Raw genomic sequence first — 25,691 nt, 5'->3', positions numbered from 1 at the left:
CATCAGTGATGAGTCTTGTCGGTGTCGGCAAAAATCATATCACCAAGCGATACGGGCGCGCCGTGCAGGCGGGCCGCGCGAAACCTCTTCGTGCGGCCCTGGGCGCCGTCAGAACAGGTACATCCCGGCCACGAAGATCACCCCCGAGAAGAGCAGCGCCGTCACGCAATAGCCCATGATGTCGCGCACGCCGAGGCCGGCAATCGCCAGCGCCGGCAGCGCCCAGAACGGCTGCGCCATGTTCGTCCAGGCTTCGCCGTAGGCGATGGCCATGGCGGCCTTGCCCATGTCGGCGCCGAGCGCCTGTGCGGCAGGCATGACGAAGGGGCCCTGCACCACCCAGTGGCCGCCGCCCGAGGGCACGGCGAAGTTGATCACGGCCGAGCTGAGGAAGGCGAGCAGCGGGAACGTATGCACGTTGGCGATTTCGATGAACCAGTTCGTGATGACGCCCGCGAGGCCCGAGTGGTCCATCGTCGCCTGGATGCCGGCATAGAAGGGGAACTGGATCATGATGCCGGATGCACCGCGCGCGGCGTTCGCGACGGCGCGAGCATAGGCCATCGGCGTGCGGTGCAGCAAGATGCCGATACCGAGGAACGCGAGGTTCACGGTGTCGATGTCGAGCGTGAAGCCTTTCGTGAGCGTGCGAATCACGAGGTAGGCGGCGATGAGCGCGAACACCAGCAGCGAGAGCAGGCGGCTTTCCTCGAGCTTCTCGGCGATCGTCGCGTCGGGGCCGAGCACGCGCTCGTGCGTCGGCTCGTCGACGAGCAGCTTCGGGTCGATCGAGACGACCTCGTTCGGGCGCGGCATCATCGCGCGCGCGAGCAGCGGCAGCATCACGATCAGGCCAATCGTAATGAAGGCGTTATAGCCGGTGAACAGCGTCTGCGAGACCGGAATCAGGCCCACTACCTTTTCCATCGGATTGCCGTGCGTGGCGGCGACGAGCGGCACCGAGCCCGAGAGCCCGCCGTGCCACGTGAGAAAGCCCATGTAGGCGCAGGCGACGAGCAGCCGATAGTCGGTGCCCCTGACGCGGCGCGCGACTTCGCGCGCGAACATCGCGCCGAGCACGAGGCCGAAGCCCCAGTTGATGGCGCACGCCACACCGGCGAGCAGCGCCACCATCATCGTGGCCTGCGCGGGGGAGCGCGCCGCGCCGGCCAGCGCGGCCATCGCACGTTTCATCGGTGCGGAGCTGGCCAGCGCGTGACCGGTCACCAGAATCATTGCCATCTGCATCGAGAATGCGAGCAGATTCCAGAAGCCCGAGCCCCAGAGCAGCACGAGTTCGCCCGGCGTCTTGGGCGTGAAGCCCAGCGCGAGCGCGAACGTGATGACGGTGAGGAAGATTGCGAAGATGAGCGGATCGGGCAGAAACCGATGCACGACCTGAGTGAAGAAACGGGAAATACCTTTGATCACGACTGCCTCTTCCTTATAGTTAACATGTTAATCGCGGAATTCTCGCATGCGGGCTGCCTTCGGCACATTGAGTAAAACTGCGTAATGCACGATGAGAATGGCGCGTGGGGCGGGCCGGCGGTCAGGAGCGAGGGGAGCAAGGGGAGCAAGGGGAGTGCCGGAGACAACCGGCGCGAGGCCGAGGAGGCGCGAAATATTTGGTAATTGTTGCGGCGCGCGCAACGCAGGTCTTCACGCCGCGGCGTTTATCGGGCGTTTCCGACTCACTAGACTGTGGAGTCCGCTGTCGCAGTTTTGCAGCCTTCTTGCACTGGACTCATCATGACGCTGACCCTTGAGCAACTCTTTCCGCAGCATCGTCCCGAAGGTGACGCCGTGGCCACGGCGCTCGACAGTCACGCTGTCGCGCAGGCGCTCTCGATGGCCTGCGCCGAGCATCCGCTCGCGCTGCTGCGCATGATGTACCCGGCCACCGATGCGAACACGCACCGCAGCCGCGACGAACTCACCGAAGTGCTGCATCGCCACGGGCTGCATCAGGTCGCGGGCCTGATCGAGCAGGACTCGCCCTATCTGATGTTCACGTCGGCCGAGCACGCGCACCTCACGCTGGTCGAAATCCGCCGCTATTCGGCGGCCATCGCCGTGCATCTGTACTATCGCGGCCTGGCCGGCGCCGAGGCCGAGGCGCGTCTGCGCGCCGACGCGACCGTGCCGGCAGACGGCCATTTCCGTCCATTCGACGGGTTCGCCCGGGCCATGTGAGCCGGCGAGCTCGCACGGGTGTTTGTCGAAGATTTGTTTCGGATGGCAAAACAGTTCGCCCCGCGTGCGAGGACGGCGTCGTCAGGCGCCGGGCTCGTTTCCGGACGCGTCGTGCGAGCCCGGTCGGGTCTGTGAGTCTCGCGAGGTCCCGGCGGCCGACGGGGGTATCGGCGTGGCGTCCGGCGCGCCGTCGTCGTCCCACCCGAACGTGACCTGCCGTTGCGCACGGCGCTGTTCCCGTTCGCGCTTCATTTGCTCTTCGAACTGGCGGCGGCCCTCCTTCGCTGTCGCGATCATCTTGTTGCGGTCCTGGTACGACGGATACATTTCGTCGGTCAGTTGGAGGTTGGCGCGGCGAAACGCCATCGTCGCCTCGCGCGCCTCGGCTGCCGGCCAGCCGAGCGCTTCGAGCACCGAGCGGGCGCTGCGCAACGACGACTCGAAGACTTCGCGCTCGATGTGCTGCACGCCGCGATCGCGCAACTGGAACAGATGGCCGACGTTGCGCGCCCGCGCGACGATAGGCACGTGTGGGAAGTTCTCGCGCATCAGGTCCACGATTTCCAGCGACTGGTCCACGTCGTCCACGGCCACCACCACGGCGCGCGCGCTCGCCACGCCGGCGATGCGCAGCAGATCGAGCCGCGTGGCGTCGCCGTAGAAGACGCGAAAGCCGATCTGGCGCAGGCTCTCGATGGTGTCCGGGTCATGGTCGAGCACCGTGATCGACACGCCTTGGGGCACCAGCGCCCGGCCGACGATCTGCCCGTAGCGGCCAAAGCCGCAGATCACGACACTGGCCGATTGCGGCTCGGAGATCTCCTTCATGCGAGGCGAGCCCTTGAGGCTGTAGCGCGGCAGCAGCCACTTGTCGATGGCCACGAGCAGCAGCGGCGAGACGAGCATCGACAGCGCCACCGCACCGATCAGAAACGATGACACGGCCGGCGGCAGCACCTGCGGGCCGGCCGCCTGAAACACCACGAATGCGAATTCGCCGCCCTGGGCGAGCAGCAGCGTGAAGATCGGCCGCTCCTGATACGGCAGCCGCATCATGCGCGCCAGGCCGTAGATGGCCAGTCCCTTCACCAGCATGAAGCCCACGACCACGGCGATCATGCGCAGCGGCTGCGTGAGCAGTACGCCAAAGTCGATGCTCATGCCCACGGCAATGAAGAACAGGCCGAGCAGCAGCCCCTTGAACGGCTCGATGTCGGTTTCCAGCTCGCGCCGGTATTCGCTTTCGGCGAGCAGCACGCCGGCGAGGAAGGCGCCGAGCGCCATCGACAGGCCGACCCACTGCATGAGTGCGGCAATCGCGACGACCAGCAACAGCGACGCGGCCGTGAAGATCTCCGGTGTGCGGCTGTTCGCGATCCAGCGCAGCAGCGGGCGCAGGGCGAGCCGCCCGCCCAGAATGATGGCCGCGATCACGCCGACGATTTTCAGCGCTTCAAAGGCGCGCTCGGCACCGGTCATCACATGGCTGTCGACCGAGTCGGCGAGCAGCGGCAGCAGCGCGAGGATGGGGATGGCGGCCACGTCCTGAAACAGCAGGATCGAGAAGCCGGCCTGCCCGCTCGGGGTGGCGAGCAGATTGCGCTCGGCCATGACCTGCAACGCAATGGCGGTCGACGACAACGCCAGGCCGAGCGCGGCCACCAGCGCGATGCGCCACGGCGCGCCGAGCACGACGCCGGCTGCAAACAGCAGCACGGCGCAACCGAGCACCTGGGCCGAGCCCCAGCCGAAAATCGGCCGGCGCAGGTTCCAGAGGCGTCGTGGCTCCAGTTCGAGGCCGACGAGAAAGAGCATGAGCACCACGCCGAACTCGGCGAAATGCAGCACGTCTTCCACGCGCGAGACGAGGCCGAGTCCCCACGGGCCGATGGCAATCCCCGCCGCGAGGTAGCCGATGATCGCACCCAGGCCCAACGCCCGGGAAAGCGGCACGACGATCACGGCCGCCGCGAGATAGATGAGGCTCGCCAGCAACCAGGCGGGAACGTGTTCCATCAGGCATGCCTCCCGGCGTCGGTTTCCTGGTCCCCGGACGGCGAGGCGGCCACCGCGTCGGCAACGCCGGTCTGGCAGCGCGGACGGTCCGCCACGGGAATGTCTTCGCACTCGGGGGCCTCGGCCATCGAGATCAGCTCTGGCCATTGCGGATAGGTGGCGAGCCGTCCGGCGAACTCGCTCACATGGGCGTCGAGCGCGGCGTCGTCACTGCGGCGCGCGCCATGGAAGACGTGCGGCGCCAGGAACCGCATGCCGCACAGCCGCGCCGTCTGCTCATATGGCGGCAGGAAGTCCGCGAAGTCGTGCCGGTTGTAGCCCTCGGGGCGGTAGCTCGCCTGCGGCCCGCCCGTGCTTGCCACGAGCCAGAGGTCCTTGTGGGCGAGGGCGTGGCCGCCGTGGCCGTAAGCCCACCCCCAGGACAGCACTTCATCGAGCCAGAGCTTTTGCAGCGGCGGCATGCTGTACCAGTAGATCGGGTGCACGAGCACGATCAGGTCGGCGTGTGCCGCGCGTCGCTGCTCGGCGGCCACGTCGATGCTGAAGTCGGGGTAGGTCGAATAGAGGTCGTTCACGTCGACGCCGGCGATGCTGCGGGCCGCGGCGAGGAGCCGCCGGTTGACGCGCGAGTCGCGCCAGCGCGGGTGCGCGACGATGACGTACACGCCACGCCCGGACGCGCGCCCGGTGTCGGCGGAGTCCGGGAAACGAGTCGGCAAGGGGGCTGGCAACGGAGCGGGGAAGGTCATGCGAGCGAGCATACCGCATTCGTCTGTCGCCCGGCATGGCCCCAAAGGCATGGGTTGATGCCGCGCGCCTTCGCGACACGCCGCTGACCTGCGGCGGGATTGCGGCTGACTGGCTTGCGACCAGTGCGACGCCGGCATGCGGCCGGCATCTCACAAGTTAAAGACTGCGCTGGCGAAAGCCGTTAAGCCTGATTAAGCTTGGGTGCCTTCACAGCGCTTTCGAGGGTCGCGATGCGCCGCCGGCGCATTGCCCATCCAGGGACGAACAACAAGTACCTTCGCGCCGGACCGGCTTCGCCGCAGGCACCGGCGCGCTACGAATATGTCGCCGCAAGCCTTTCGTACCGCCGTCAATCTCATCTATCACGGTCGCAACGTCGCGTTGACGCTGCTGCTCGTCGCGTTGCTCTACAACCAGACGTTCTGGGTGTTCGTGAGCGCCGTGGCGGCCGCGTTGTGCACCGGCGCGCTGCACGAGGCGGGACGCATGCCGCAGGACGACAGCCTGCCGCCGCGTCCGCTCGCCATTCAGGTGCTGCGCATTTCCGTGCCGTTGCTGCTCACGATGTTCGCGCTCGGCTACGGGGCGGTGTGGCTCAACCGAAATTTCGGCTGAGTCGCACGGCGCCAGTCACTTCACGAACTGGATATCGTTCGGGGCTTGCGGCGGCAGCTTGATCGCGAGCACCTTGAATTCGCCGCTCGTGTTCTGCGAGCCGGCATGCACGGTCCCGCGGGGGATCACGATCAGGTCGCCCGGATGCACTTCGCGCTGCTGGTCGCCCAGCCAGAAGGTGCCGCTGCCGGAAATCACGTATTGAATCTCGTCCGCCTCCTGATGCGTGTGCCGCGGCACGTTGCCGCTTTGCACGGCGACAGTGCCGTTGGGGGTGGCGACGAGCGTCTTCGTGCGCAGCGTGCCGACATTGGGCACGAGCTTGCCGATCTGATCGTCAGTCATGGCGCCGACGTCGATGATCTGCGCCGTGAGGGCCGTGGCCTGCGCGTTCGCGCTCGGCAGGAAATGGGAAGCGAGGAAGCCCGCAGCGAAAGCGGCGAGCGCGGCGGGTGCGACGAGCAGGGCATGGCGGCGCATGTTCTTTTTTCCTTTGCAGGGATGTGAAGCCACTCAAACAAGGAAACCGCGGTCAACGACTTGCGGGATGCGGCAACACCCCGCCCGCCATGGAGGCGGGTGGGCATGCGCCGCAACGGGACGCACGGCGTTGCGGCGCGTGCCTGTGCCGGACTATACGCGCTCTCGCGCCGGGGCGCGAGGCCGGCAGGTGGAGTGCGTTACGGCAGGGATTGCCCGGCGGTCGGCGCCTTCCGCGCGTCGTCCCGCTTGTGCAGCAGCGCGTTGCGGCGCGCGTAGGTGAAGTAGACGACCATGCCGATGGCGAGCCACACGATGAACGCAATCCACGTGGCCGCTTGCAGGTGCGCCATCAGGAACAGGCACAGACCGGCGGAGACGAGGGGCACGACGGGCGCGCCCGGCACCCGGAACGCGCGCGGCAGGTCGGGACGCGTGCGGCGCAGCACCAGCACGGCGACCGACACGAGCGCGAACGCCGACAGGGTGCCGATGTTGATGAGCTCGGCGAGCACGCCCAGCGGCACGAAGCCGGCGATGACGGCAAAGACCACGCCGATGATCCATGTGCCGGCGAACGGCGTCTTGTGTGTCGGATGGATGCTCGAGAGCATGGGCGGCAGCAGGCCGTCGCGAGACATGGCGTAGGTGATGCGCGTCTGCCCGTAGGTCATCACGAGGATCACGGTGGTCATACCGAGGATGGCGCCCAGGTCGACGAAGCCCGCCACCCAGTTCTGCCCGGCGTACTGCAGCGCGAGCGAGACGGGATGATCGATGCCCGCAAAGTGGGCAAACGGCACGATGCCGGTCATGATGGCGGCCACGGCGACGTACAACAGCGTGCATACGATGAGCGAGCCGATGATGCCGATGGGCAGGTCCCGCCCCGGATTGCGCACCTCCTCGGCGGCGGACGTGACGGCGTCGAAGCCGATGAACGCAAAGAAGACGAGCGCCGCGGCATTGAACATGCCGCTGGTGCCGAACGGCATGAACGGCGTCCAGTTGGCTGGCTTGACGTGCCATACGCCCACCGCGATGAACAGCAGCACCACGCCGATCTTGACGGCGACCATGAGGTTGTTGATGCGAGCGGACTCGCGCACGCCGTAAGACAGCACCCATGTGATGAGCAGCATGATCACGACGGCGGGCAGGTTGATGAAGGTGGTCTCGCCCGGCACGCTGCCGGGCGCCGCGGTGATGGCACTGGGCAGATGCAGGCCGAAGCCGGCGGCAAGCGACTGAAAATACCCGGACCAGCCCACGGAGACGGCTGACGACGCCAGCCCGTACTCGAGCATCAGGTCCCATCCGATGACCCACGCGACGATCTCGCCGAGCGTGGCGTAGCTGTAGGTGTAGATGGAGCCGGAGACGGGAATCGTCGAAGCGAATTCGGCGTAACACAGGGCGGCGAAGCCGCATGCGGTGGCCGCGATGACGAAGGAAAGGGTGAGGGCGGGGCCGGCGGTGAGGGCGCCGGTGCCGGTGAGCACGAAGATGCCGGTGCCGATGATGGCGCCGATGCCCATCAGGACGAGATCGACGGGGCCCAGCACTTTGCGCAGGCTGCCGGTACGGCTGGCAACCAGCATGCTCTCGATGTTTTTAGTGCGAAAAAGACTCATGACCTGCAAAAGGTTCCTGCAACGTATGCCGCTGGCGCTCACGTCATGCGCGCCACGGGGAAACTCACGGGAGACGTATCCCGCGACCTGGCTGCAAGGGCACCCCGGGCTTGTGGCCGCTCGTTCCCATGCCTGGCGGATCGCCGCAGGAAGGCGAGCTTCGTCCATGCGCCGACGCGGCAGGCGTGCTGGCCGCGCCATGGCGATAGGCAACCACGGCGTGCGGATGACACGCCGGGGCGGGACGAACACGATCGAGACTTACGGAGGATCCTGCCGGACTGTCGTGACCGTCGCGTCTACGCGTCGGCACACCGGAGAAAGGTCTGCTGAATGGTCTTGATTTGATGCTGGATGCCCGGCACGCGAACTCGTGCGCGTCGCCCGGGCCATGGCTCGCTGTCCTGCGGTCCGGCCATCGGCGCCTGGTCGGCGCCTCCGCCTGGCCGGAATTGCACACATTTTAAGCGCTTTTGCGGATGCACGTGCAGCGGGCGCTGAATTTGGGGCCATATGCGCTGTATCGGCCATATCCGCCATATTCGCTGTATTGGCTGTATTGGCTGTATTGGCTGTATTGGCTGTGCCGGTCGTACAGGACGTCGCGGCGGCACCCCCTGAAACCGCTACCCGCGCATCGCTCCGTCGCCCTCGACCACCGCCCGCTTCCGCGGCTTGTCCTTTGCTTGTCCCTTGCTTGTCCCTTGTTGGACGCGGGCGTCTCATCGGTTCGGGCCGCCCGGGCCGTTGCCCGGCCGAGGGCCATGACCACTGCCATGGTCGCCACGGCCCCCGTGTCCACCACTATGTCCGCCAGGCCTCGGGCCGGCGCCATGGCCGGGGGGGCGCCCCGGTCCCGGACCCGCGCCGTGGCCGGGCGGCCGAGGCGCCGGACCTGTGCCGTGACCCGGTGGCCTCGGTCCTGGCCCGTGGCCTGCGCCGGGCGGACGGGGGCCCGGTCCCGGGTAGTGGCCCGGCGGCCTCGGTCCCGGTCCGCCCCAGTGCGGCGGACGCGGCCCCGGCGGGGGACGGCGCCAGTACCGCTGGTCGTGATACCACGGACGATTGCGGTAATAGCTGCCCCAATACGCGCCGATGGAGAAGGTGACGATCGGCAACCCGATCATCGTGCCGTAGTTGAGCACCGGCACCGGACTGCCCTGATACGGGTAGCTCAGCAACCCGGCATAGATCCAGCCGCGCGTGCCCGGCAAGCCGATGTCGCACCATGTGTAGCCAGACAGGCAGCCATATACGGTCACCGGCATGCCGGCTGCGGCTTGCGCCACGACGGGATAGTCGGTCGCCGGGCCCGCGCGCACGTTGGCCGCCGAGTTGATCACCGCTTGGCCCGACTGCGCACACGCCACCTCCGGCGCAGCCGTCATTGCCGCCATCGCCGCCATGGCGACGGCGCCGGCGAGGACGCGTGGCAAGGTCCAATGGTTCATGTCGGTCTCCCTGTGTCGGCGGTGCGGCGCAACGGCGTTACCGTCACGCCGCGGCAACCCGGCCGAAGTCTTGATGTCCGGTTCGACCGACGCCCGCCATGGTGAGTTTTCAGTATCGTGTAACGAAACGCGACAGGAATATTGGCGTTTGTGACTGCACCCGGCCATCCGCGACTTCCGTCACCCGGGCGATTTCAGGCGGCGCGGGCGCCACGCCGCCATGCCTTCATTGCGCCGCGGTCAATACAGCACGACCGAGCGGATGGACTCGCCGCGCTTCATCAGATCGAAGCCTTCGTTGATCTGGTCGAGTCGCAGCGTGTGCGTGATGAGGTCGTCGATGTTGATCTTGCCTTCCATGTACCAGTCGACGATCTTCGGCACGTCGGTACGCCCGCGCGCTCCGCCGAAGGCCGAACCCTTCCACTCGCGACCGGTCACCAGCTGGAACGGACGCGTGCTGATCTCCTGCCCGGCCGCCGCCACGCCGATGATGAACGACTGGCCCCAGCCCTTGTGGCAGCACTCCAGCGCCTGACGCATGGTCGTGACGTTGCCGATGCACTCGAACGAGTAATCGGCGCCGCCGTCGGTCAGCTGCACGATGGTGTCGACGACGTTCTCGACTTCCTTCGGGTTGATGAAGTGCGTCATGCCGAACTTCTTCGCGAGTTCGACGCGGCCCGGATTGATGTCGATGCCGATGATCTTGTCGGCGCCGACCATCCTGGCGCCCTGGATCACGTTCAGACCGATGCCGCCCAGGCCGAACACCACGACGTTAGCGCCCGCTTCGACCTTGGCCGAATAGACGACCGCGCCCACGCCGGTGGTCACGCCGCAACCGATGTAGCAGACCTTGTCGAACGGCGCATCGGAGCGCACCTTCGCCACGGCGATTTCGGGCACGACGATGTAGTTCGAGAAGGTGGACGTGCCCATGTAGTGGAAGATGGGCTTGCCGCCGAGCGAGAAGCGCGAGGTGGCGTCGGGCATCAGGCCGCGGCCTTGCGTACTGCGGATGGCCTGGCACAGGTTGGTCTTGCGCGACAGGCAGAACTTGCACTGGCGGCACTCGGGCGTGTACAGCGGAATGACGTGATCGTCCTTCTGCACCGTGGTGACGCCGGGGCCGACGTCCACCACCACGCCCGCGCCCTCATGGCCGAGGATGGCCGGGAAAATTCCTTCCGGATCCGCGCCGGAAAGCGTGTAGTAGTCCGTATGGCAGATGCCGGTCGCTTTGACCTCGATCAGCACCTCGCCGGCGCGCGGCCCTTCCAGGTCGACTTCTTCGATGGTCAGGGGCTTGCCCGCTTCCCACGCAATGGCGGCTTTGGTTTTCATGGCGATATTCCTCGTTGCAACGTCGTTCGGGGGATTCCCTTCGCGACGTACCATACCGCGTTCTACCGTCGAGCGCGAGTCCTCACGCGCCGTACCGCCGGAAAATGCGGCGCCGGAGGCAGGAATTGCAAGAGGTGAATTGCAAGACGCGAATTGCCGCGCGCATGACTTGGTCGCCGTCTTGCGCCGGGCTCAGGACGGACGCGCGGATGGCTCGTAGATCGTCAGCGGCCCGCAGTTTTCCTCGGTGACGAAAAAGGCCAGCAGGCGCGCGCGACGCGTGGGGTCGGGGTTTTCCGTCAGCGTGTGCAGCGTGCCCGGCGGCTCGAACCAGGTCTGGTTGGCGGTATAGGTGTGGACGGGCTCGGCATTGAGCTGCGATCGAATCGTGCCCTCGATCACCACCGCCGTTACCGCCCCGGGATGGCGGTGCGCAGGCGCGTAGGCAAGCGGCGCAAACTCGACGATCGCCGTGGTCACCGACTTGCCCGGCGCGTTCGCCAACGGTTCGCACGACAGCGGCTTGAGCACCGTTGCCGGACGGGCCGCGGCGCCGTCACCGCCCGAGGTGCTCGCCATCGCGGCGAGCCGAGCGTCGGCAGCTCGCGACGGCGCGGGCGACGCCGAGAGCGGCGACGGCGACGAAGACTTCGCGGACGGCGCCGGCAGCGGCTCGGTAAAGCGTTGTACGAGCGCCTGATTCGCGCTCGTGGCAACGCTGCACAGTGCGTCGAGCCAGCCGGGCAGTGCGCGCTGCGCGGGCGGCGTGAGCGCCAGACCGAGCGCTGCGACGCCGAGCGCCGCGAGAGTGCCGGCAAAGCGATGCGCCGCCAGCGTCGACGATGATGGACTCGAGCGGGGTGACTTGGGCAAGGGCAGCATGGGATTCTCCGCAGGGACATAGGCTCAAGGCGTTCAGCTTATTGAGCCGATGTCCCGTCCGGTAGCGCCAAGAATCGACGTTCGGCCTGGGCCATGTCGCGGCGCGAACATCGTGGTCCCCAAAGGGAAAGGGAAGGGAAAGGGAAAGGGAAGGGGAAGGGGAAAGGGGAGGGAGGGGCCCAGGGCCGGCGCCGGCCTCAGCGGCGGGCCCCGCTGCCGAGCGGCGCCACGATGTGATAGAGCCCGTGCATGTCGACGGGCCGCGCGAACCAGTAACCCTGCGCCTCGTCGCAACCGAGTTCGGCAAGGCGCTGCGCCTGCGCCTGCGTCTCCACGCCCTCTGCCGTCACGCGCAGGCCGAGCGAATGCGCCATGGCGATGACCGCGCTCACGATGGCCTGGCTCGGCGCATGCGTGAGCATGTCGCGCACGAAGCTTTGATCGATCTTCAGGCGGTTGACGGGAAAACGCGTCAGGTAGGCAAGGCTCGCGTAGCCGGTGCCGAAGTCGTCCACGGCGATCTCCACACCGAGGTCGCGCAGCGAGCGCAGGCAGCCGAGGGCGGCGCTCGAATCGCCGAGCAGCACCGTCTCCGTGATCTCTATCTCGAGATGGGAGGGCTCCAGTGCGTGCGTGCGCAAGGCGCGCTCGACCATGGCCGCGACATCCTGCCGCGCGAACTGCTGCGCCGAGACGTTCACCGAGACGCGCGGCAAACGCCCGCAGCGGCGCAGCAGGCGGCTCGCTTCACGGCACGCGGTCTGCATCACCCATTCGCCGAGCGTGAGGATCATGCCGGAAGTCTCGGCAATGGGAATGAACTCGGCCGGGCCGACCGCGCCGATGACCGGATGGCGCCAGCGCAGCAAGGTCTCCACGCTGCGGATTTCACCGTCGGGCAAGCTCACCTGCGGCTGATAGACGAGACGCAACTGCGTGTGCGGCTGTTCGTGCACGGCCACGCGCAACAGGCTCTCGAGTTCGTTGCGGCGTTTCGTCTGCGCGTCCATCTCGCTGCTGAAAAAGCGCAGGCCGCCGCCGTTTGCGATGGCGATGGACAGCGCCACGTTCGCGCGGCGCAGCAGCGTTTGCGGCGTGTTGCCGTGCGCGGGATAGCTTACCGCGCCGATGCTCGCGTCGAGCGTCACGGCGCTATGGTCGACGTCGGCCCATTGGGCGAGCCGCGTCTGCAGCCTGGACGCCAGCATGCGCGCCGCGTCGCCCGTCTCGTTGGTAACGATCACGAACTGGCTGCCGCCCAGGCAGGCCAGGACGTCTTCCGGACCGGCCGCCTCGCGCAGACGCTCCGCGGCAATGCGCAGTGCAAGCTCGGCCGCGGGCGGCCCGAAGGTGCTGCGCAGCCGGCGAAGGTGATCGAGCTCGATGAGCATCACGCTCAGGCCGGCTTGCTGGCGAGCGCACCGGTGAATCGCCAGCTCGAGCCGTTCGTTGAGCAGCGTCTGGTTGGGCAGGCGCGTGACCGGGTCGTGATGGGTGACATACCAAAGCCGTGATGCCACTTCGACGTGCTGCGAGAGATCGAGCACGATGCCGACCCAGCGCCGCTCGCCCGGCACATGCTCGACGCAGGACAAGGCCACGCGCACGGGCAGCCAGCTGCGCGTGCGCGTGAGCAGATGCCATTCGTCGTCGTAAGGCACCGGTTCGCCGGACGACAGGCTGGCCAGCGCGGGCAGGCGGCGGCGCGCCAGTTCGGACGGGTCGAGCAGCGACAGAAAGCTGCGCTTGCCCAGCAGGTCGCCGGGCGGGTGGCCCGTGAGTCTTGTGAACGCCGCGTTCGCGCGCTCGAGCATGCCGTCGTCGTTGCAGACGAACATGGCGTAGGGTGCGCTGTCGAGCGCGGCGCGACTCAATTCGGCTTGAACGTCGGGTGCCCGACGAGGCACGGGCTCGTTCATGCGCGCGCGCCCCGAAAGCCGCCCGCAGCGGGGTTTCGGCACGTCATGCAACACCTCCCTGGCGTCGCCCTGCTTATCTCGAAAATCGAGCGATCTGCGCGCTCGGTTTCTCTTGTTTTTCAAAAGGTTATGCGCACCATTGTGCCACGTCGGAAAGTGCTGTGGACAAGGGAAAACGCGGGGACGGGAGGGCTTTCCCAAACGTCTCGTCTCGCGCATGCTGTGCGTTGTTCCGACACACTGCGCGGCCTGTCGAAAATGATGGGGGAGTCGACCGCGGCGACGAGTCGTGCACGGAGCAATGGCGTCTTGGCGGCGGCTTGCCCATATGGCCGGCGAGCGAGCCCTTCGGTATGATGCGCCCTGACTCGAGCGGGGGCCCCGCGCAGTACCTCGGTCCGGCATGGCGGTGTGCACCCGGCAATATCGGCAATTTCGGCAAAGGAAAACAGCGTTGCATTGCGTCTGGACATCGGCGAGCAGCATGGCGGGACGTGACCGGCGGGAGCGCCGGCTGCGTCCCCGCGTGCGCGTGCGTCTCGCGCTCGCCTGCGTTGCGCTGTACACCGGAGCGCTGATTGCCGTCGGGCCAGCCGTGGCGCAGACGGCGCAGACGGCGCAGGCGGCAGTGTCGGGCGCGCCGGCCGCGCCGGCAGCGAATCTCACGCGCGAGGCCAACGTGCGGCAGGTGGTGCTCGGCATCATCAGCTACACCCGCTGGCCGACCGCTCCCGCCAAGGTTCGCCTTTGCGTGAGCGGCAGCACCGATTACGCACGCGAGCTGCTCGCAGGACCATTGCCCAGCACCGGCTTGCCGGTCGAAGCGCTGCGCATGTCGGTCGCCGACCCCGCGATGGCTTCGTCGTGCGACGCGTTGTATCTCGGCGCCCTGAGCGACACCGAACGCCGGCACGTGCTTGCCAGCATCGCCGGTCACCCCATGCTGACGATCAGCGAGCGCAATGACTCGTGCACACACGGCACGATGTTCTGCCTGAACGTCGATCCCGACCGGGTGACTTTCGACATCAACCTCGACACCGTCGCGCGCAGCGGCGTTCGTGTCCACCCCAACGTGCTGAAGCTGGCGCGAAAACCGGGGACACCATGACGACCCAACGCCCCCCAACCCCCACTCTGCCCCCCGGCCCCGGCGCTTCGATGGCCGGCCTTCTGACGCCGCTCGCCTCCGAGGCGCGGCCCGGCGCACCCGGTGTATCCAATGCGTCCGGCGCACCCGGTTCGGCCGGCGAGACGGCGTCCGCTGCCTCGAGCAGCGCGTCGCGCCAGGCCGCCACGCCGCCGCTCGACAGCCACGCGGCCATGCCGGGGGCGCCATCGCCGCGTCGCCGTCGCCGTCCTTCATTGCAAGGCGTGCTGCGACGCACGCACCTGCGCCTGGCCGTCTCCGCGGTGGTACTGGCCGCCGTCTCGCTCACGCTCGTGGCCTGGATCGCGCTGCGCGCCTACGCCGAGAACAATTTGTTGCTGCTCGGCCGCTCGCTCGCCTACACGGCCGAGGCGGCCGTGGTGTTCGGCGATCGCGTTGCCGCGCAGGAGGGCATTGCCGTCATCGCCAACGACGAAGACGTGGTGCAGGTGCGGGTTCTCGACGCCAACGGCGCGCAATTCGCCCTGTGGCGGCGACCGGACGGCGGCACGCTCGCACGCGTGGAACGAACCGTTGCCGACATTGCCCTGCCCGGACCGGTCACGCTGCCGATCCGCCACGACGGCAAGATCGTCGGCCAGATCGAAGTGCAGGGGCAGGGGCACCAGTTCTTCGTATTCCTATTGAGCGGCGTGGGTGGCGTACTCGCGTGTCTGCTGGTAACGTTCGCGGTGGCGAACGTGCTTGCCAAGCGGATGCACCGCGACATCGTCAAGCCGTTGCGTGCGCTGGCGGAAGTCGCGCATGCCGTGCGCCGCGAGCGTGCGTTCCATCAGCGCGTGGCGCCCACGCCGCTGGCCGAACTCAAGGAACTGGGCGACGACTTCAACGCCCTGCTCGACGAGTTCGAGGGGTGGCAGAACCATCTTCGGGCGCAAAACGCCACGCTCGCGCATCAGGCCAATCACGATCCGTTGACCGGATTGCCGAATCGCGGGTACTTCGAGGCGCGTCTTGCCCAGGCGCTGAGCGACGCCCATGAGCTCGGCACGCACGTCGCGCTGCTGTACCTCGACAGCGACCGGTTCAAGGAGATCAACGATCGGCTGGGCCACAATGCGGGCGATGCGGTGCTCGTGGCGATCGCCGAGCGTCTGCGCCAGCCGCTGCGCGAAGGCGATCTGGTGGCCCGGCTCGGCGGCGACGAGTTCGCCGTGATGCTGCCCGGCGTGCGCCAGACGTCGAACGCCGTGCGGCTCGCCCAAAGCCTGCTCGCGGCAATGGAAAAGCCGATCCCGCTGCCCGACGGCAGCGAGGTCACCACGTCGATGAGTATCGGCGTGGCGTTGTATCCGAATCACGCGACCGATGCGCCGGGACTGTTGCGCACGGCCGATGCCGCCATGTATCAGGCCAAGCGGGCCGGCGTCGGCACCTGGCACGTCGCAAAGCATCTCGCATGAACTGGCATGAACTCGCGTGACCTCGGTTGGCTCGCATGAGGCCTCGCGCGGCAGCCAGATCGAGTATCACCATAACCATAAATGACGACCGGATCACACATTGCAATGGGGACTTACCGTGGACTTCGCTGTTGACACTCACCGCCTGCATCGCACGCCAGCCGCGCGCGCTTTGCACCTTGTTATGAGCTTCGTGGTGCGCTTCCTGGTGCGCCTCGTGGTGCACGGCGTTGTGCCCGTCGTCGGCCGACTCGCCCGCCTGGGAGTCCGGGCACGCCGCTTCGTGGCACTTGCCTGCCTCGTGGGGCTCGGCGCACTGGCCGGTTGCCAGACCACTCCCGTCCACGGCCTGAGCGCCGAACAGATCGCCGCTCTCAAGGCGGAGGGCTTCGTCGAGACTGACGAGGGCTGGGAGTTCGGCATGGCCGACACCGTCCTGTTCGATACCGACAAGTTCGTGGTGCGCGATGCCGCGCGCCAGACCGTCACTCGCATCGGCCGCACGCTGGTGAAAGTCGGACTGAATGACGTGCGCGTGTACGGCTACACGGACTCCGTGGGCAGCGACGTCTACAATGAGCAGCTCTCGGCGCGTCGCGCCGAGGCCGTGGCCGAAGTGCTGGTCGACGCCGGCATGCGTCGCGCCGGAATCCAGACGATCGGTGCAGGCAAACGCAATCCGGTGGCCGATAACAGCACGCCGGCCGGACGCGCGCAGAATCGCCGCGTGGCGATCGTGATCTCGACGCGCTGACGTTCCGCCACCCACGGCCCGGCCCCGCTCGGCCCCGCCCCCTCCGCCCAGCCCGCGCGACACGGGGCAGCAACGGCGCGGCGGGTGCTTGCCGCAAGCTGCGATCAGGCACAATGTCGGCTGTCGCCGGAGGTTTTCGGCGCAACCGCCTCTTCTTGTCGCAATGCTCCCGACGGCCCCGACATTCCCGATGTCCTTGATTTCCCGGCTCTCCCCGCTCTCCTCGCTTTTCCGGCGCTGCCGGTTCTGCGCGGCCCTTGGCCAGCGGCCCTTGCGCCGCGCCCTGTCCCTGACACTGGCCTGGGTCCTGTGCGCGGCCGCGGCGGGCATGACGCCCGCGGCGCTCGCCGAGAATGCGCGCGTGGGCACGTGGGCCACGGCGCCGCAGGCCGTGGCGCAGCATCCGGCCGCCCCGTCGTTCAACCGGGCGCCGGCCGCGGGCGGTCGGACCGTGCGCCAGATCGTCTACCCGACGCTCTCAGGCAACGAGATGCGGGTGCGCCTGAGCAACGCCTACGGCACTCAGCCGCTCGTCATCGAGCGCGCGGGCGTGGCGCTGTCGTTGCGCGGCGCCGCCATCGACGCCGCGACGGCTCGGCCACTCACTTTCAACGGTCAACCGGTGGCCCGGATCGCGCCGGGGGCATCGATGGACAGCGATCCGCTGCCGTTCGCCGTGCGCGCCGGCGCCCCGCTTGCCATCAGCCTCTTCACTCGCGAGGCGCGCTCACCGACGACATGGCACAAGATCGCGCAGCAGAGCGCATTTCTGAGCGTCGCGGGCGACTTCGTCGACGAGGCGAAGGCATCGCGCTTCCCGACACGCTTTACCAACACGCTCTGGCTCGCGGGCGTGAGCGTGGTGCCCGACACGCCTGCGCAGGCCATCGTCGCGATCGGCGACTCGATCACCGACGGCATGCGCAGCACGCTCAACGCGAATCGCCGCTGGCCGGACGTGCTGGCCCGGCGCCTCGAAAGCGCGGGCCGTCGCGACGTCGCCGTGCTCAATCTGGGCATCAGCGGCAATCGCCTGCTGCACGACTCGGCCTGCTACGGCGAGCGCCTGGTCGCGCGCTTTCGGCGCGATGCGCTCGAGCAGCCCGGCGTGCGCACGGTGATCGTGCAGATCGGCATCAACGACATCAACTTCGGGTATGTGCCGCCGCACGCCGGGCTCGATTGCGACGTGCCGCACGTGATCGTCACCGCGCAGGAAATGATCGCGGGCTACCAGTCGCTGATCGCGGCGGCGCGCGCGCGCGGCATCCGGATCCTCGGGACGACCATTGCGCCGGGCAAGCTCCCGCCCGAGCGCGAAGCCGTGCGCGAGGCCGTCAATCAATGGGTGCGTGCCGGCGGCGCGTTCGACGGTGTGATCGACTTCGACGCGGCGCTGCGCGACCCGGCCCAGCCCACACGCATGCTGCCGCGCCTGGACAGCGGCGACGGCACGCATCCGAGCGACGCCGGTTACGCGGCGATGGCCGAGGCGGTGCCGCTGCCGCTCGTGCTCGGCGGGGCGAAATGATTCGCGTGCCCACGGCGTGAGCACGACGTGAGCACGACGCGGGCTCAGCGCTCGCGTCGCACACCGACCGTCACGCGCTCCAGGCGCGCGACCTCGGGCGAGCGCAGCCAGTCAGGATGCGCGAGGCAATGCCGGAACATGTCGGTGGCGTCGTCGCCCCAGTACAGTTGCCCGTCGTGAGCGAAGGTCGGCACACCGAAGACGCCCGACGCGATGGCGCGCTCGGTGTTCTCGCGCAGCGCGGCCTTCACTTCGGGCGCCTCCGCCCGCGCAATGGCATCGTCGCCCGACAGGCCCAGCCGCTCGCTCAACACCTGCCATTCGCCGGCGTCGGTGACGTCGCGCCCCTCGGCCCAGATGAAGCGGAAGATCGCTCGCACGACGTCGCGCGTGGCGCCCAGCGCGACGGCCAGCCGCAGCACGCGAATTGGATGAAATGGATGCACGGGCGGCATGCGATAGGGAATGCCGTCCTGCTCGGCGCGAAACTGCGCCATGCGGTAGGTGAAGAGGCGCTTGTACGGCGTCTCCGCCGGCCCCTGCGTCTGCAGGTGCGCGAGGATCGCGCCGAGTACGATCGGCTTGAGCTCGATGTCGAGGTCGGGCGGCAGCGTGTGGAACCGCTCGAACTGAAGATACGAGAACGGGGAGGCGAAATCGAAATACCACTGGGCGCGCAGTGGGACGTTGTCGGCGTTGTGGGCGGCTTGCGACATGGAACTGTCTCCTGAGGGGAATCCTGACGATTTCTTTTGCGGATCGGACACAGTGTAGCGGGCGATGCGCACCGGGGAGAGAGGACGAATTCAGTGTGTTACGGCAAGCGTCCTCGAGAGGATGCAAATTATCCAATTTCTGGATGTTTTGTATCCGATATAACGATTTTTATTATTGAAGCGGAGTTTTTAGACTTGCAGTCATTCCATCGGAGTGCCTGCCATGACAACCAAAACCCACACCGCCCGCCCTGGCGCGGCCAGTCGGCCCGACACGCTGGTGCCGGATCAGCACAATCCGTGGGCGGGTCTGCTGCTCTCGACCGCCATTGCGTTCGTCGCGTTGTTGCTCGGTCGCCAGATGCCGCTGGTGGGCGGCCCGGTGTTCGGCATCCTCCTCGGCATTCTCGTTCGCAATATCTTCTCGCCCGGTGCGCGCTACGAGGCCGGCATCAAATTCGCCTCGAAGTACGTGCTGCAATGGTCGATCATCGCGCTCGGCTTCGGTCTGAGCCTGTCGCAAGTGGCGCACACCGGGCTCGAGTCGCTGGCCGTGACGGCCGTCACGATCACCGCGGCCGGCCTGTCGGCGTGGGGGCTGGGACGTCTGCTGGGCGTGGGCGACAAACTCAGGCTGCTCATCGGCGTAGGAACGGCCATTTGCGGCGGCTCCGCCATCGCGGCCGTCACGCCGATCGTGAAGCCGGACGATCACGAGACCGCCTTCGCGATCTCGACCATCTTCCTGTTCAACATTGCAGCCGTACTGCTGTTCCCGATGCTCGGCCACATGCTCAATCTGTCGGATCTCGGCTTCGGCATGTGGGCGGGCACGGCCATCAACGACACGTCGTCGGTGGTCGCGGCTGGCTATAGCTACAGCAAGGCGGCCGGCGATTACGCGACCATCGTCAAGCTCACCCGCGCCACGCTGATCATTCCGATCTGCCTGACGCTGGCCGCGATCGTCGCTTACCGCGCCAAGCGCGCCGGCGCGGGCAATTTCAGCCTCGCCCGCATCTTCCCGTGGTTCATCCTGGGCTTTCTCATCGCCTCGGGCGTGCGCACCGCCGGGTTCGTGCCGGCTGCCCTGCAGCCGTGGATTCATGACGCCGCCGAGTTCCTGATCATCGTGGCGCTCACGGCCATCGGCCTGTCGTCGAACCTGCGCCGGATGGCGTCGACAGGCGTGCGGCCGATCCTGCTGGGGCTGGGCGTATGGGCCGCGGTGTCGGTGAGCAGCCTCGGCGTGCAACTCATGATGGGGCAGCTGTGATGCCGACCCGAGGGTAGATCCGGCGGGAAAGCCGGGCAGTCTCGCCTAGAATGCAATCACGGACGGCCGGCGGGCCTCCGTGACGCATTTTCGGGAGGCCAACATGGCAACCTCATTCGGTGAAATCTGGTACACGATCGGCGCGCTCGCGCTCATCGCCCTGCTGGCCGGAATGGTCTGGGAAGTCGGACGGTGGTGGACGCAACATCACGATCATCGTGCTGTGCAGCGTCTCGAGCACGCCTGGGCGAGGATTCGCCATCCACGCCGTTGACGTTCCCTGCGTTCCCTACGTGGCGACATTCCCGACATTCCGGACATTCCGGACATTTCCGCGATGCCGTGAAGCGAGACGGCTGAGGGGCAACTGAGGGGCAACTGAGGGGCGGCCGACCGCTGCCGGTCGGCGAACGGGGGACGCGGCGCGCGTCAGTCCAGTTCTAGGTGGTCGGGCACGTTGGCGTCCCAACGCGCGAGGTCTTCGAGCGGGTAGGGTTTGCTGCCGTGCAGCGCGCGCTTGATGCGGCTTTTGCCGCTCGGCTGGGGGACGTTGGGCAGCGCGTTGCCGGCCGGCGTGCCGGCCAGCTCGAGGTAGTCGCGCTTGAACTCGGCCTGCGTCATGCCCCATTTCATGAGGAATTCGCGGCTGCCGCGGTTTTTCACGACGCGGCCGGTGGAGCGGCAGCCAAAGTGATAGACCACGCTCTTGCCGACGATGCGGAACGTGCGGCAGCCGACCAGCCATAGCTTCATGAGGAAGTCGTCGTCGCTGCTCATGCCCGGGCCGAATTCGATGCTGTACCCCCCCACCAGATGCCACAGACTGCGACTCACGAGCGTGGGCTGCGTTGGTACGCCATTCACATCGCCGCGCCCGAGCGACGCGGCAAAGGCGAGCAGTCCTGCCTCGTCGAACGTTTCGACCGTCGTGCCGAAGTCCCGCGAGACCACCTGCTTGCTGACGCCGGCATTCGGCTCGATCATCACCGACGACAGGTAGTACACGGGCGTGTCGAGCGCGCGTGCGGCGTCTGTCAGCGCGGTGTCCCAGCCGGGGGTGACGAACATGTCGTCGTTCAGGAAGAGCAACTGATCGTGCGACGCGAGCGGTGCGAGCTGATTGAGCGCGAGGCATACCCCGACGTTGCCGCGGCTGTGCGTGTGGCGCAGCCCCTGCTCGCGCACCCAGTCGAGCGTGCCGTCGCTGCCGTCGTTCACATGAACGAGGATCTCGTGCGCCTCGCGCGAATGGCGGCGAACGCTATCGATGCACAGCTTGAGGAACGGCAGGTTGTTCCAGGTGGGGATCAGGATGCTCAGCATGCTCTGGTTCTAGCGTTGACGTGAGGCGGGCGGCGAGGCGTCGTCGGGGACGGCGGGACAGGCGAATGCTGCGAATAATGCCAGCATCGTCGCGTAAAAGGCCACCGTCACCTTTAGATTGAACGTCTCGACGGTCAACCCGAAGATGGCGAAGGCGGCGGCGGTCATCAGCCCCATGAGCGCCGCTCGGTGGGCTCGCGGGCTGTGGGTGAGCCTGGCCGCACGGATGAAGAAGCAGGCCGGGCCGACATAGACGGCAAGGATCGCCAGCAGGCCGGGCAGTCCGTAGTCGACGAAATACGCCAGCACCTGATTGTGGACTTCGCCCATGCCGTAGTCGGCCGCAGTGGGCGTGAGCACGCCTTCCTTGGCCATCGTGGGCATGGCGTCGCGATAGCCATGAGCGCCGAGGCCGAGGATCGGATGGTCCGCAATGAGCTGGCCGGCGGCCTTCCACAATTCGAGTCGAATGCCGGTAGACGTATCCGGATGCCCCGCGGACAGGCTGGTGAGGTCGGTCTGGACGGAGACAAACCGCTCGCGAACAGTCCGCGACGTGAAAGCGCTCGCGAGCAGAACGATGGCGACAGCGGCGATCGTCACCCGGCGCGCCATGCTCATCGGATGCCTGCGCCACAGCAGCCAAACCACGAGCAGGCAGGGCAAGGCGATCCATCCGCCTCGCGATTGACTTGCCACGGAGGCATAGCAACCGGCAGCGCCACCGAGGAGCTTGAACGCCACGGTCCAAGGCCTGTCATGGGAGAGCCAGTGAATCGATACTACCGAGAGGATGCCGAGCAATAGCGCGATGTCGCCGAAGTGAATCGGATTCAGGAACGTGCTTCCGGCGCGCGGTGCGAGAAGGTCGGCCGTCGAATACAACGCCATGGCCGCCGCACTGACGGCACCCACGCCGAACGTGAGATCGACCCACTTGGGTATGGCGTCGACGAGCCGGCGCAGTCCGAAAAATACGATGACGGCAAGCAGGAAACGAACGGGAGAATCAAGGGTATTCGAGACGACTTTTCCGTGGAGTGTCTCGGTCAGCAGGACGCCGAAAAACGGCAAGACCAGCGAAATGACGAGCACGCGAACGCCAAGGTCGGCGCTGACGAGCGTTCGGATCTCACCCCATCGACGGTCCGCCCACAGCACGGCGGCCGCCAGCGCCACGGTCAGAAACATCACCGTGTTTCCTCCGCGCGGCACAACCAGCGCGGCGGCGGGAAATAACAGGATCAGCGTGCCGAAAATACTGGCGATGAGGTGCCGGTTCAGACATCGAACCGGCGCGGGAAACTTGCTCATTGGGCGAGGTGCAAACTTCGTAATTTACTTTGCACGAAGTATGCCAGAAATGCCTCACTCGCCGCGCTTTTGTGAATCTTCGGCAACAACGCCGCTTGCGCCGCGCGCCAGGGCCGGCTAGAGATTCATCGCCCCCAGCACGCCGCACAGATGCAGTGCCACGTGAGTCCACGCCGCCTCGTCATACGAATCGCTTTCTCTTGCCTGTCGTTGCGCTGCGTGAAACGACCGCCAGAGTGCCGCGGCGCTCGACGGTGTACCGCCCGCGAGCCGGTACTGGCGCTGCAGCGCTTCGGCAAGCCAAGGCTGGTCGTGAGCGCACGCTTCGGCATAGGCCTCGACCGCGACACGCGCATAGGGGTCGCTCGTGGGATCGAGCACGACTTCCTGGCGCGTGGCCGCATGCGCCAGGACGGATCGGGCGTGGCGTTCGACGCCGAGGGGGAGGTGGTGAGGTTTCATCGGTCTCGTCTTTTGGGGGCGCACGCTGCGCGCCAGGGCCGCTGGCGCGAGCGACGCCGGTGTGGACTCACTCGTTTTCCATGTCGCGGATGAACAGCATTGCCGCGTGTTTGGCCTGATCGATGCTGGAGAATGTGCGGCCGTCCATCGGCCAAATGTCCACGAGCACCGCGTAGCTGCCGGGCTGGTCGGCCTGCATGATGCGGATGTAGTGCTGCCGGAACACGCAGCGCGCGAGTTCCACTGTCGGATGCGGTCGGCGGAAATGGGCGGTTGCCATGACGGTCTCCAAGGATTCGGCCCTCCGGCCTCGACGGGGCCGTTGGCCAAGTATTTGCAAATCCCGTGCCAGAGCGTTCGGCACGCTCAACCGCTTGATTTCTAAGGAGTTGGCGCATGGCGTCGAAGGAGTGGGCGGGCGAAAACGTTACGGAAACGAAACATCGCGAAACATCGCGGGAGCGTCCGGACGTAACAGCGTGACCGCTCACCCATACGCTGCAAGCGCGGGGTTGCGTTTTTCGTTCCCGCTAGAATGGACGACTCCCGGGCATGCTCCGCTGTTATCCCGCATGAATCTGCGCTTTCTCGAAACCTTCGTCTGGCTCGCCAAGCTTCGCAATTTCCGGCTGACGGCCGAGCGTCTGCACACCACGCAGGCGGGGGTGTCCAGTCGCATCGCGTCGCTCGAGCAGAGTTTCGGGGTGCGCCTGTTCGATCGCAGCGCCCGCGAGGTGACGCTTACCGCGGCGGGGCAAAAAGCGCTGGCGTATGCCGAGCGCATCGTGATGCTCGGCCAGGAGATGAAGCGCGAACTGAGCGACCCGGACATGCCGCCGGGCGTGCTCAAGATCGGCGTGGTCGAGTCGATCGTGCATAGTTGGTTTCCTGATCTGGCCGCTCGCATTCACCGTGAATATCCGCAACTCGAGATCGAAGTCACCAGCGAGACGACCATCAACCTGTGCAAGCAACTCGAAGCCGGCTCGCTCGACCTCGTGTTGCAGACGGACATACAGAACGGCACAGGAATCGAAAACGTGGTGCTCGCGGAATTTCCGATGCGCTGGGTGGCGAGCCCCAAGCTGAATCTCGAAGGCGAGACGCTGGACGTGGCAGACCTGGCGGCTTATCCGCTGGTCAGCTTCTCGCGCCATTCCGGCCCGCACAAGACCCTCGAGCGCATGTTCTCGGTCGCCGCCGAACGGCCCGTGCGCGTCAATTGCATGACCTCGGTCGCGGCGATCATCCGCCTCGTGGCCGATGGCTTCGGCGTCGCCATCCTGCCGCCGGCCATCATCCAGCGCGAACTCGGCGAGCATAGCCTGCACCTGCTGCGCGTGAATGCGAACTTCCCCAATCTGCCGCTCGTCGGCTCGTTTCGCACCGGCGCCTTGCTCGCCGAGAACGTTGCACGCCTTGCGCAACGCACCGCCAGCGAGTTCGCGCTCAATATGGGCCCGGACATTGCGATTCCGCCCGCGGCGGCCATGACCGCGCCCGCGTGGGGTGACGGCGAGTCCTGAGCGGCCCGACGTATTTCCGCGCCACGGCGTCGCGCAATCCCGCCCGCGCCGGGCCCAATACGGTCGTTGAGCCTGTCATGCAAGGGTTTTGCGGCAGTCATAAGAATTTGCTGTCGCGGCGAATTTGATTTCTTGTTGGACGCGTTTTCCCTCGTTTTGCACACTCGCCCGGACGGCCGAGCCTCGCGCCTTGAGCGCCGGCCGGTCTCCCGATTGTTCGAAACCGATGGACTGCTCATGACTGCAACCCTCCCGCGCGCCCAACTCTGTATCTGGACGAATATCGATCCGGCCTTCGAAGCCGATTTCAATCGCTGGTACGACCGCGAACACATGCAGGAACGTGTGGCGATTCCCGGCTTCCGGTTCGCCCGTCGTTTCAAGGCGCTGCACGACACGGCGCGTCCGTACCTCGCGCTCTACTGCACGCAGGACGCCGGCGTCTTCACCAGCGAGCCGTACACGCGCGCCTTCACGCATCAGACGGAATGGTCGCTGCGCAACTTCTCGCGCATGCGGCACACGCAGCGCCGCGTCGGCACGCTCGACGTGGAAGCCGGCGAAGGGCAGGGCGGCATGCTGGCTGCCTTCGTGCTGCCGGAGACGACCGTGCAGCAGGCGCGCCCGCGCCTCGACGCTCAGCTCGCGGAAATCGCGCAGACCGACGCAGTCGTGCGCGCCACCCTGCAAGTGACGGTGCCCGCGCTGTCGGTCTCTCTCACGGCAGCGGATGCTCTCCCGCCCTCTGCCGACGCCGTGGTGCTCATCGAGGGGACGGACCCCGACGCCGTGCGCACGGCTGCCGAAGCGCTTGCCGCGGCGCATGGCGTGCCGGCTGCGGAAGTGACCCGCTTCGCAATGCTGTGGCGTCTTGGCGCCAACGGCGACTGACCCCGGTCCTCGCCCCGTTCCCCCGTTCCCCCGT

At 66.9% G+C, this 25,691-nt stretch carries 24 protein-coding genes; 10 read left to right on the top strand and 14 right to left on the bottom strand.

Translation table 11 applies throughout. The features are described 5' to 3' along the window. Positions 1-108: 108 nt before the first annotated feature. On the bottom strand, positions 109-1,431 hold the full coding sequence (locus PNO31109_RS05530; protein ID WP_150554637.1) for a TIGR00366 family protein: 1,323 nt from the start codon (positions 1,429-1,431) through the stop codon (positions 109-111). A gap of 321 nt (positions 1,432-1,752) precedes the next feature. Between PNO31109_RS05530 and PNO31109_RS05525 the strand changes: the two genes are divergently transcribed. Next, positions 1,753-2,196 (top strand): hypothetical protein, encoded by a 444-nt coding sequence (locus PNO31109_RS05525; RefSeq protein WP_174966278.1) that lies wholly within the window; start codon positions 1,753-1,755, stop codon positions 2,194-2,196. Positions 2,197-2,277: 81 nt separating this feature from the next. On the opposite strand, the gene kefC is transcribed toward PNO31109_RS05525, so the two are convergent. Beyond that, positions 2,278-4,212 carry a glutathione-regulated potassium-efflux system protein KefC gene (gene kefC, locus PNO31109_RS05520; protein ID WP_150554636.1) on the bottom strand — a complete coding sequence of 645 codons (1,935 nt, stop codon included), beginning with the start codon at positions 4,210-4,212 and terminating at the stop codon, positions 2,278-2,280. Continuing rightward, on the bottom strand, positions 4,212-4,973 hold the full coding sequence (gene kefF / locus PNO31109_RS05515; protein ID WP_150554635.1) for a glutathione-regulated potassium-efflux system oxidoreductase KefF: 762 nt from the start codon (positions 4,971-4,973) through the stop codon (positions 4,212-4,214). Before kefF ends, kefC begins: the two co-directional genes overlap by 1 nt. Before the next feature lie 310 nt (positions 4,974-5,283). On the opposite strand from kefF, the gene PNO31109_RS05510 reads away from it, so the two are divergent. Continuing rightward, positions 5,284-5,577 (top strand): hypothetical protein, encoded by a 294-nt coding sequence (locus PNO31109_RS05510; RefSeq protein ID WP_150554634.1) that lies wholly within the window; start codon positions 5,284-5,286, stop codon positions 5,575-5,577. Positions 5,578-5,592: 15 nt separating this feature from the next. On the opposite strand, the gene PNO31109_RS05505 is transcribed toward PNO31109_RS05510, so the two are convergent. The 6 genes from PNO31109_RS05505 to PNO31109_RS05475 form a co-directional block, all read right to left on the bottom strand. Next, on the bottom strand, positions 5,593-6,057 hold the full coding sequence (locus PNO31109_RS05505; RefSeq protein WP_150554633.1) for a cupin domain-containing protein: 465 nt from the start codon (positions 6,055-6,057) through the stop codon (positions 5,593-5,595). A 200-nt stretch (positions 6,058-6,257) separates the two neighbouring features. Then, positions 6,258-7,691 carry a branched-chain amino acid transporter BcaP gene (gene bcaP / locus PNO31109_RS05500; RefSeq protein ID WP_150554632.1) on the bottom strand — a complete coding sequence of 478 codons (1,434 nt, stop codon included), beginning with the start codon at positions 7,689-7,691 and terminating at the stop codon, positions 6,258-6,260. Positions 7,692-8,413: 722 nt separating this feature from the next. Then, on the bottom strand, positions 8,414-9,142 hold the full coding sequence (locus PNO31109_RS05490) for an SH3 domain-containing protein (RefSeq protein ID WP_241013679.1): 729 nt from the start codon (positions 9,140-9,142) through the stop codon (positions 8,414-8,416). 240 nt (positions 9,143-9,382) lie between these two features. Continuing rightward, positions 9,383-10,489, bottom strand: coding sequence for an S-(hydroxymethyl)glutathione dehydrogenase/class III alcohol dehydrogenase (locus PNO31109_RS05485; protein ID WP_150554630.1), 1,107 nt, complete (start codon positions 10,487-10,489; stop codon positions 9,383-9,385). A 192-nt stretch (positions 10,490-10,681) separates the two neighbouring features. Continuing rightward, the gene (locus PNO31109_RS22110; protein ID WP_241013680.1) at positions 10,682-11,371 is read right to left on the bottom strand and encodes a cupin domain-containing protein; all 690 of its coding nucleotides are present in this window, start codon (positions 11,369-11,371) and stop codon (positions 10,682-10,684) included. Between the two features lie 197 nt (positions 11,372-11,568). Beyond that, positions 11,569-13,245, bottom strand: coding sequence for a putative bifunctional diguanylate cyclase/phosphodiesterase (locus tag PNO31109_RS05475; RefSeq protein WP_306440552.1), 1,677 nt, complete (start codon positions 13,243-13,245; stop codon positions 11,569-11,571). Between the two features lie 529 nt (positions 13,246-13,774). On the opposite strand from PNO31109_RS05475, the gene yfiR reads away from it, so the two are divergent. The 4 genes from yfiR (at position 13,775) to PNO31109_RS05455 (ending at position 18,149) form a co-directional block, all read left to right on the top strand. Further along, complete coding sequence (yfiR, locus tag PNO31109_RS05470; protein ID WP_241013681.1) at positions 13,775-14,401, top strand: regulatory sequestration protein YfiR; 627 nt, start codon at positions 13,775-13,777, stop codon at positions 14,399-14,401. A 212-nt stretch (positions 14,402-14,613) separates the two neighbouring features. After that, the gene (gene dgcN, locus PNO31109_RS05465) at positions 14,614-15,864 is read left to right on the top strand and encodes a diguanylate cyclase DgcN/YfiN (RefSeq protein WP_150554835.1); all 1,251 of its coding nucleotides are present in this window, start codon (positions 14,614-14,616) and stop codon (positions 15,862-15,864) included. A gap of 184 nt (positions 15,865-16,048) precedes the next feature. Beyond that, positions 16,049-16,618 carry an outer membrane lipoprotein YfiB gene (gene yfiB / locus PNO31109_RS05460; protein WP_174966277.1) on the top strand — a complete coding sequence of 190 codons (570 nt, stop codon included), beginning with the start codon at positions 16,049-16,051 and terminating at the stop codon, positions 16,616-16,618. 328 nt (positions 16,619-16,946) lie between these two features. After that, positions 16,947-18,149, top strand: a complete 1,203-nt coding sequence (locus tag PNO31109_RS05455) for an SGNH/GDSL hydrolase family protein (protein WP_150554833.1) — start codon at positions 16,947-16,949, stop codon at positions 18,147-18,149. Positions 18,150-18,193: 44 nt separating this feature from the next. Here the strand turns inward: PNO31109_RS05455 and PNO31109_RS05450 are convergent, their stop codons facing one another. Further along, a complete protein-coding gene (locus PNO31109_RS05450; protein ID WP_150554628.1) occupies positions 18,194-18,865 on the bottom strand; it encodes a 2-hydroxychromene-2-carboxylate isomerase in 672 nt (223 codons plus the stop codon). Between the two features lie 223 nt (positions 18,866-19,088). Here PNO31109_RS05450 and PNO31109_RS05445 point away from each other — a divergent pair, with 223 nt between their 5' ends. Then, entirely contained in the window at positions 19,089-20,141 is a 1,053-nt protein-coding gene (locus PNO31109_RS05445; RefSeq protein WP_206111653.1) for a YeiH family protein, read from the top strand. A gap of 103 nt (positions 20,142-20,244) precedes the next feature. After that, a complete protein-coding gene (locus tag PNO31109_RS21845; protein ID WP_174966276.1) occupies positions 20,245-20,415 on the top strand; it encodes a hypothetical protein in 171 nt (56 codons plus the stop codon). A gap of 155 nt (positions 20,416-20,570) precedes the next feature. On the opposite strand, the gene PNO31109_RS05440 is transcribed toward PNO31109_RS21845, so the two are convergent. From PNO31109_RS05440 to PNO31109_RS05425, 4 genes are all read right to left on the bottom strand, one after another. Continuing rightward, a complete protein-coding gene (locus tag PNO31109_RS05440; RefSeq protein ID WP_150554627.1) occupies positions 20,571-21,464 on the bottom strand; it encodes a glycosyltransferase family 2 protein in 894 nt (297 codons plus the stop codon). 9 nt (positions 21,465-21,473) lie between these two features. Beyond that, complete coding sequence (locus PNO31109_RS05435) at positions 21,474-22,778, bottom strand: O-antigen ligase family protein (RefSeq protein WP_150554626.1); 1,305 nt, start codon at positions 22,776-22,778, stop codon at positions 21,474-21,476. A gap of 117 nt (positions 22,779-22,895) precedes the next feature. Beyond that, complete coding sequence (locus tag PNO31109_RS05430; protein WP_150554625.1) at positions 22,896-23,240, bottom strand: hypothetical protein; 345 nt, start codon at positions 23,238-23,240, stop codon at positions 22,896-22,898. A gap of 67 nt (positions 23,241-23,307) precedes the next feature. Then, complete coding sequence (locus PNO31109_RS05425) at positions 23,308-23,520, bottom strand: hypothetical protein (protein WP_150554624.1); 213 nt, start codon at positions 23,518-23,520, stop codon at positions 23,308-23,310. A 292-nt stretch (positions 23,521-23,812) separates the two neighbouring features. On the opposite strand from PNO31109_RS05425, the gene PNO31109_RS05420 reads away from it, so the two are divergent. Together PNO31109_RS05420 and PNO31109_RS05415 are read left to right on the top strand one after the other, a co-directional pair. Beyond that, positions 23,813-24,766 carry a LysR family transcriptional regulator gene (locus PNO31109_RS05420; RefSeq protein WP_150554623.1) on the top strand — a complete coding sequence of 318 codons (954 nt, stop codon included), beginning with the start codon at positions 23,813-23,815 and terminating at the stop codon, positions 24,764-24,766. Between the two features lie 237 nt (positions 24,767-25,003). Further along, positions 25,004-25,657, top strand: coding sequence for a DUF4286 family protein (locus PNO31109_RS05415; protein ID WP_150554622.1), 654 nt, complete (start codon positions 25,004-25,006; stop codon positions 25,655-25,657). Positions 25,658-25,691: the final 34 nt, after the last annotated feature.

This window comes from Pandoraea nosoerga (assembly GCF_902459585.1).
GTDB lineage: Bacteria > Pseudomonadota > Gammaproteobacteria > Burkholderiales > Burkholderiaceae > Pandoraea > Pandoraea nosoerga.
Note: the sequence above shows the minus strand (reverse complement) of the source record. Positions and strands in the feature narration are given on the sequence as shown.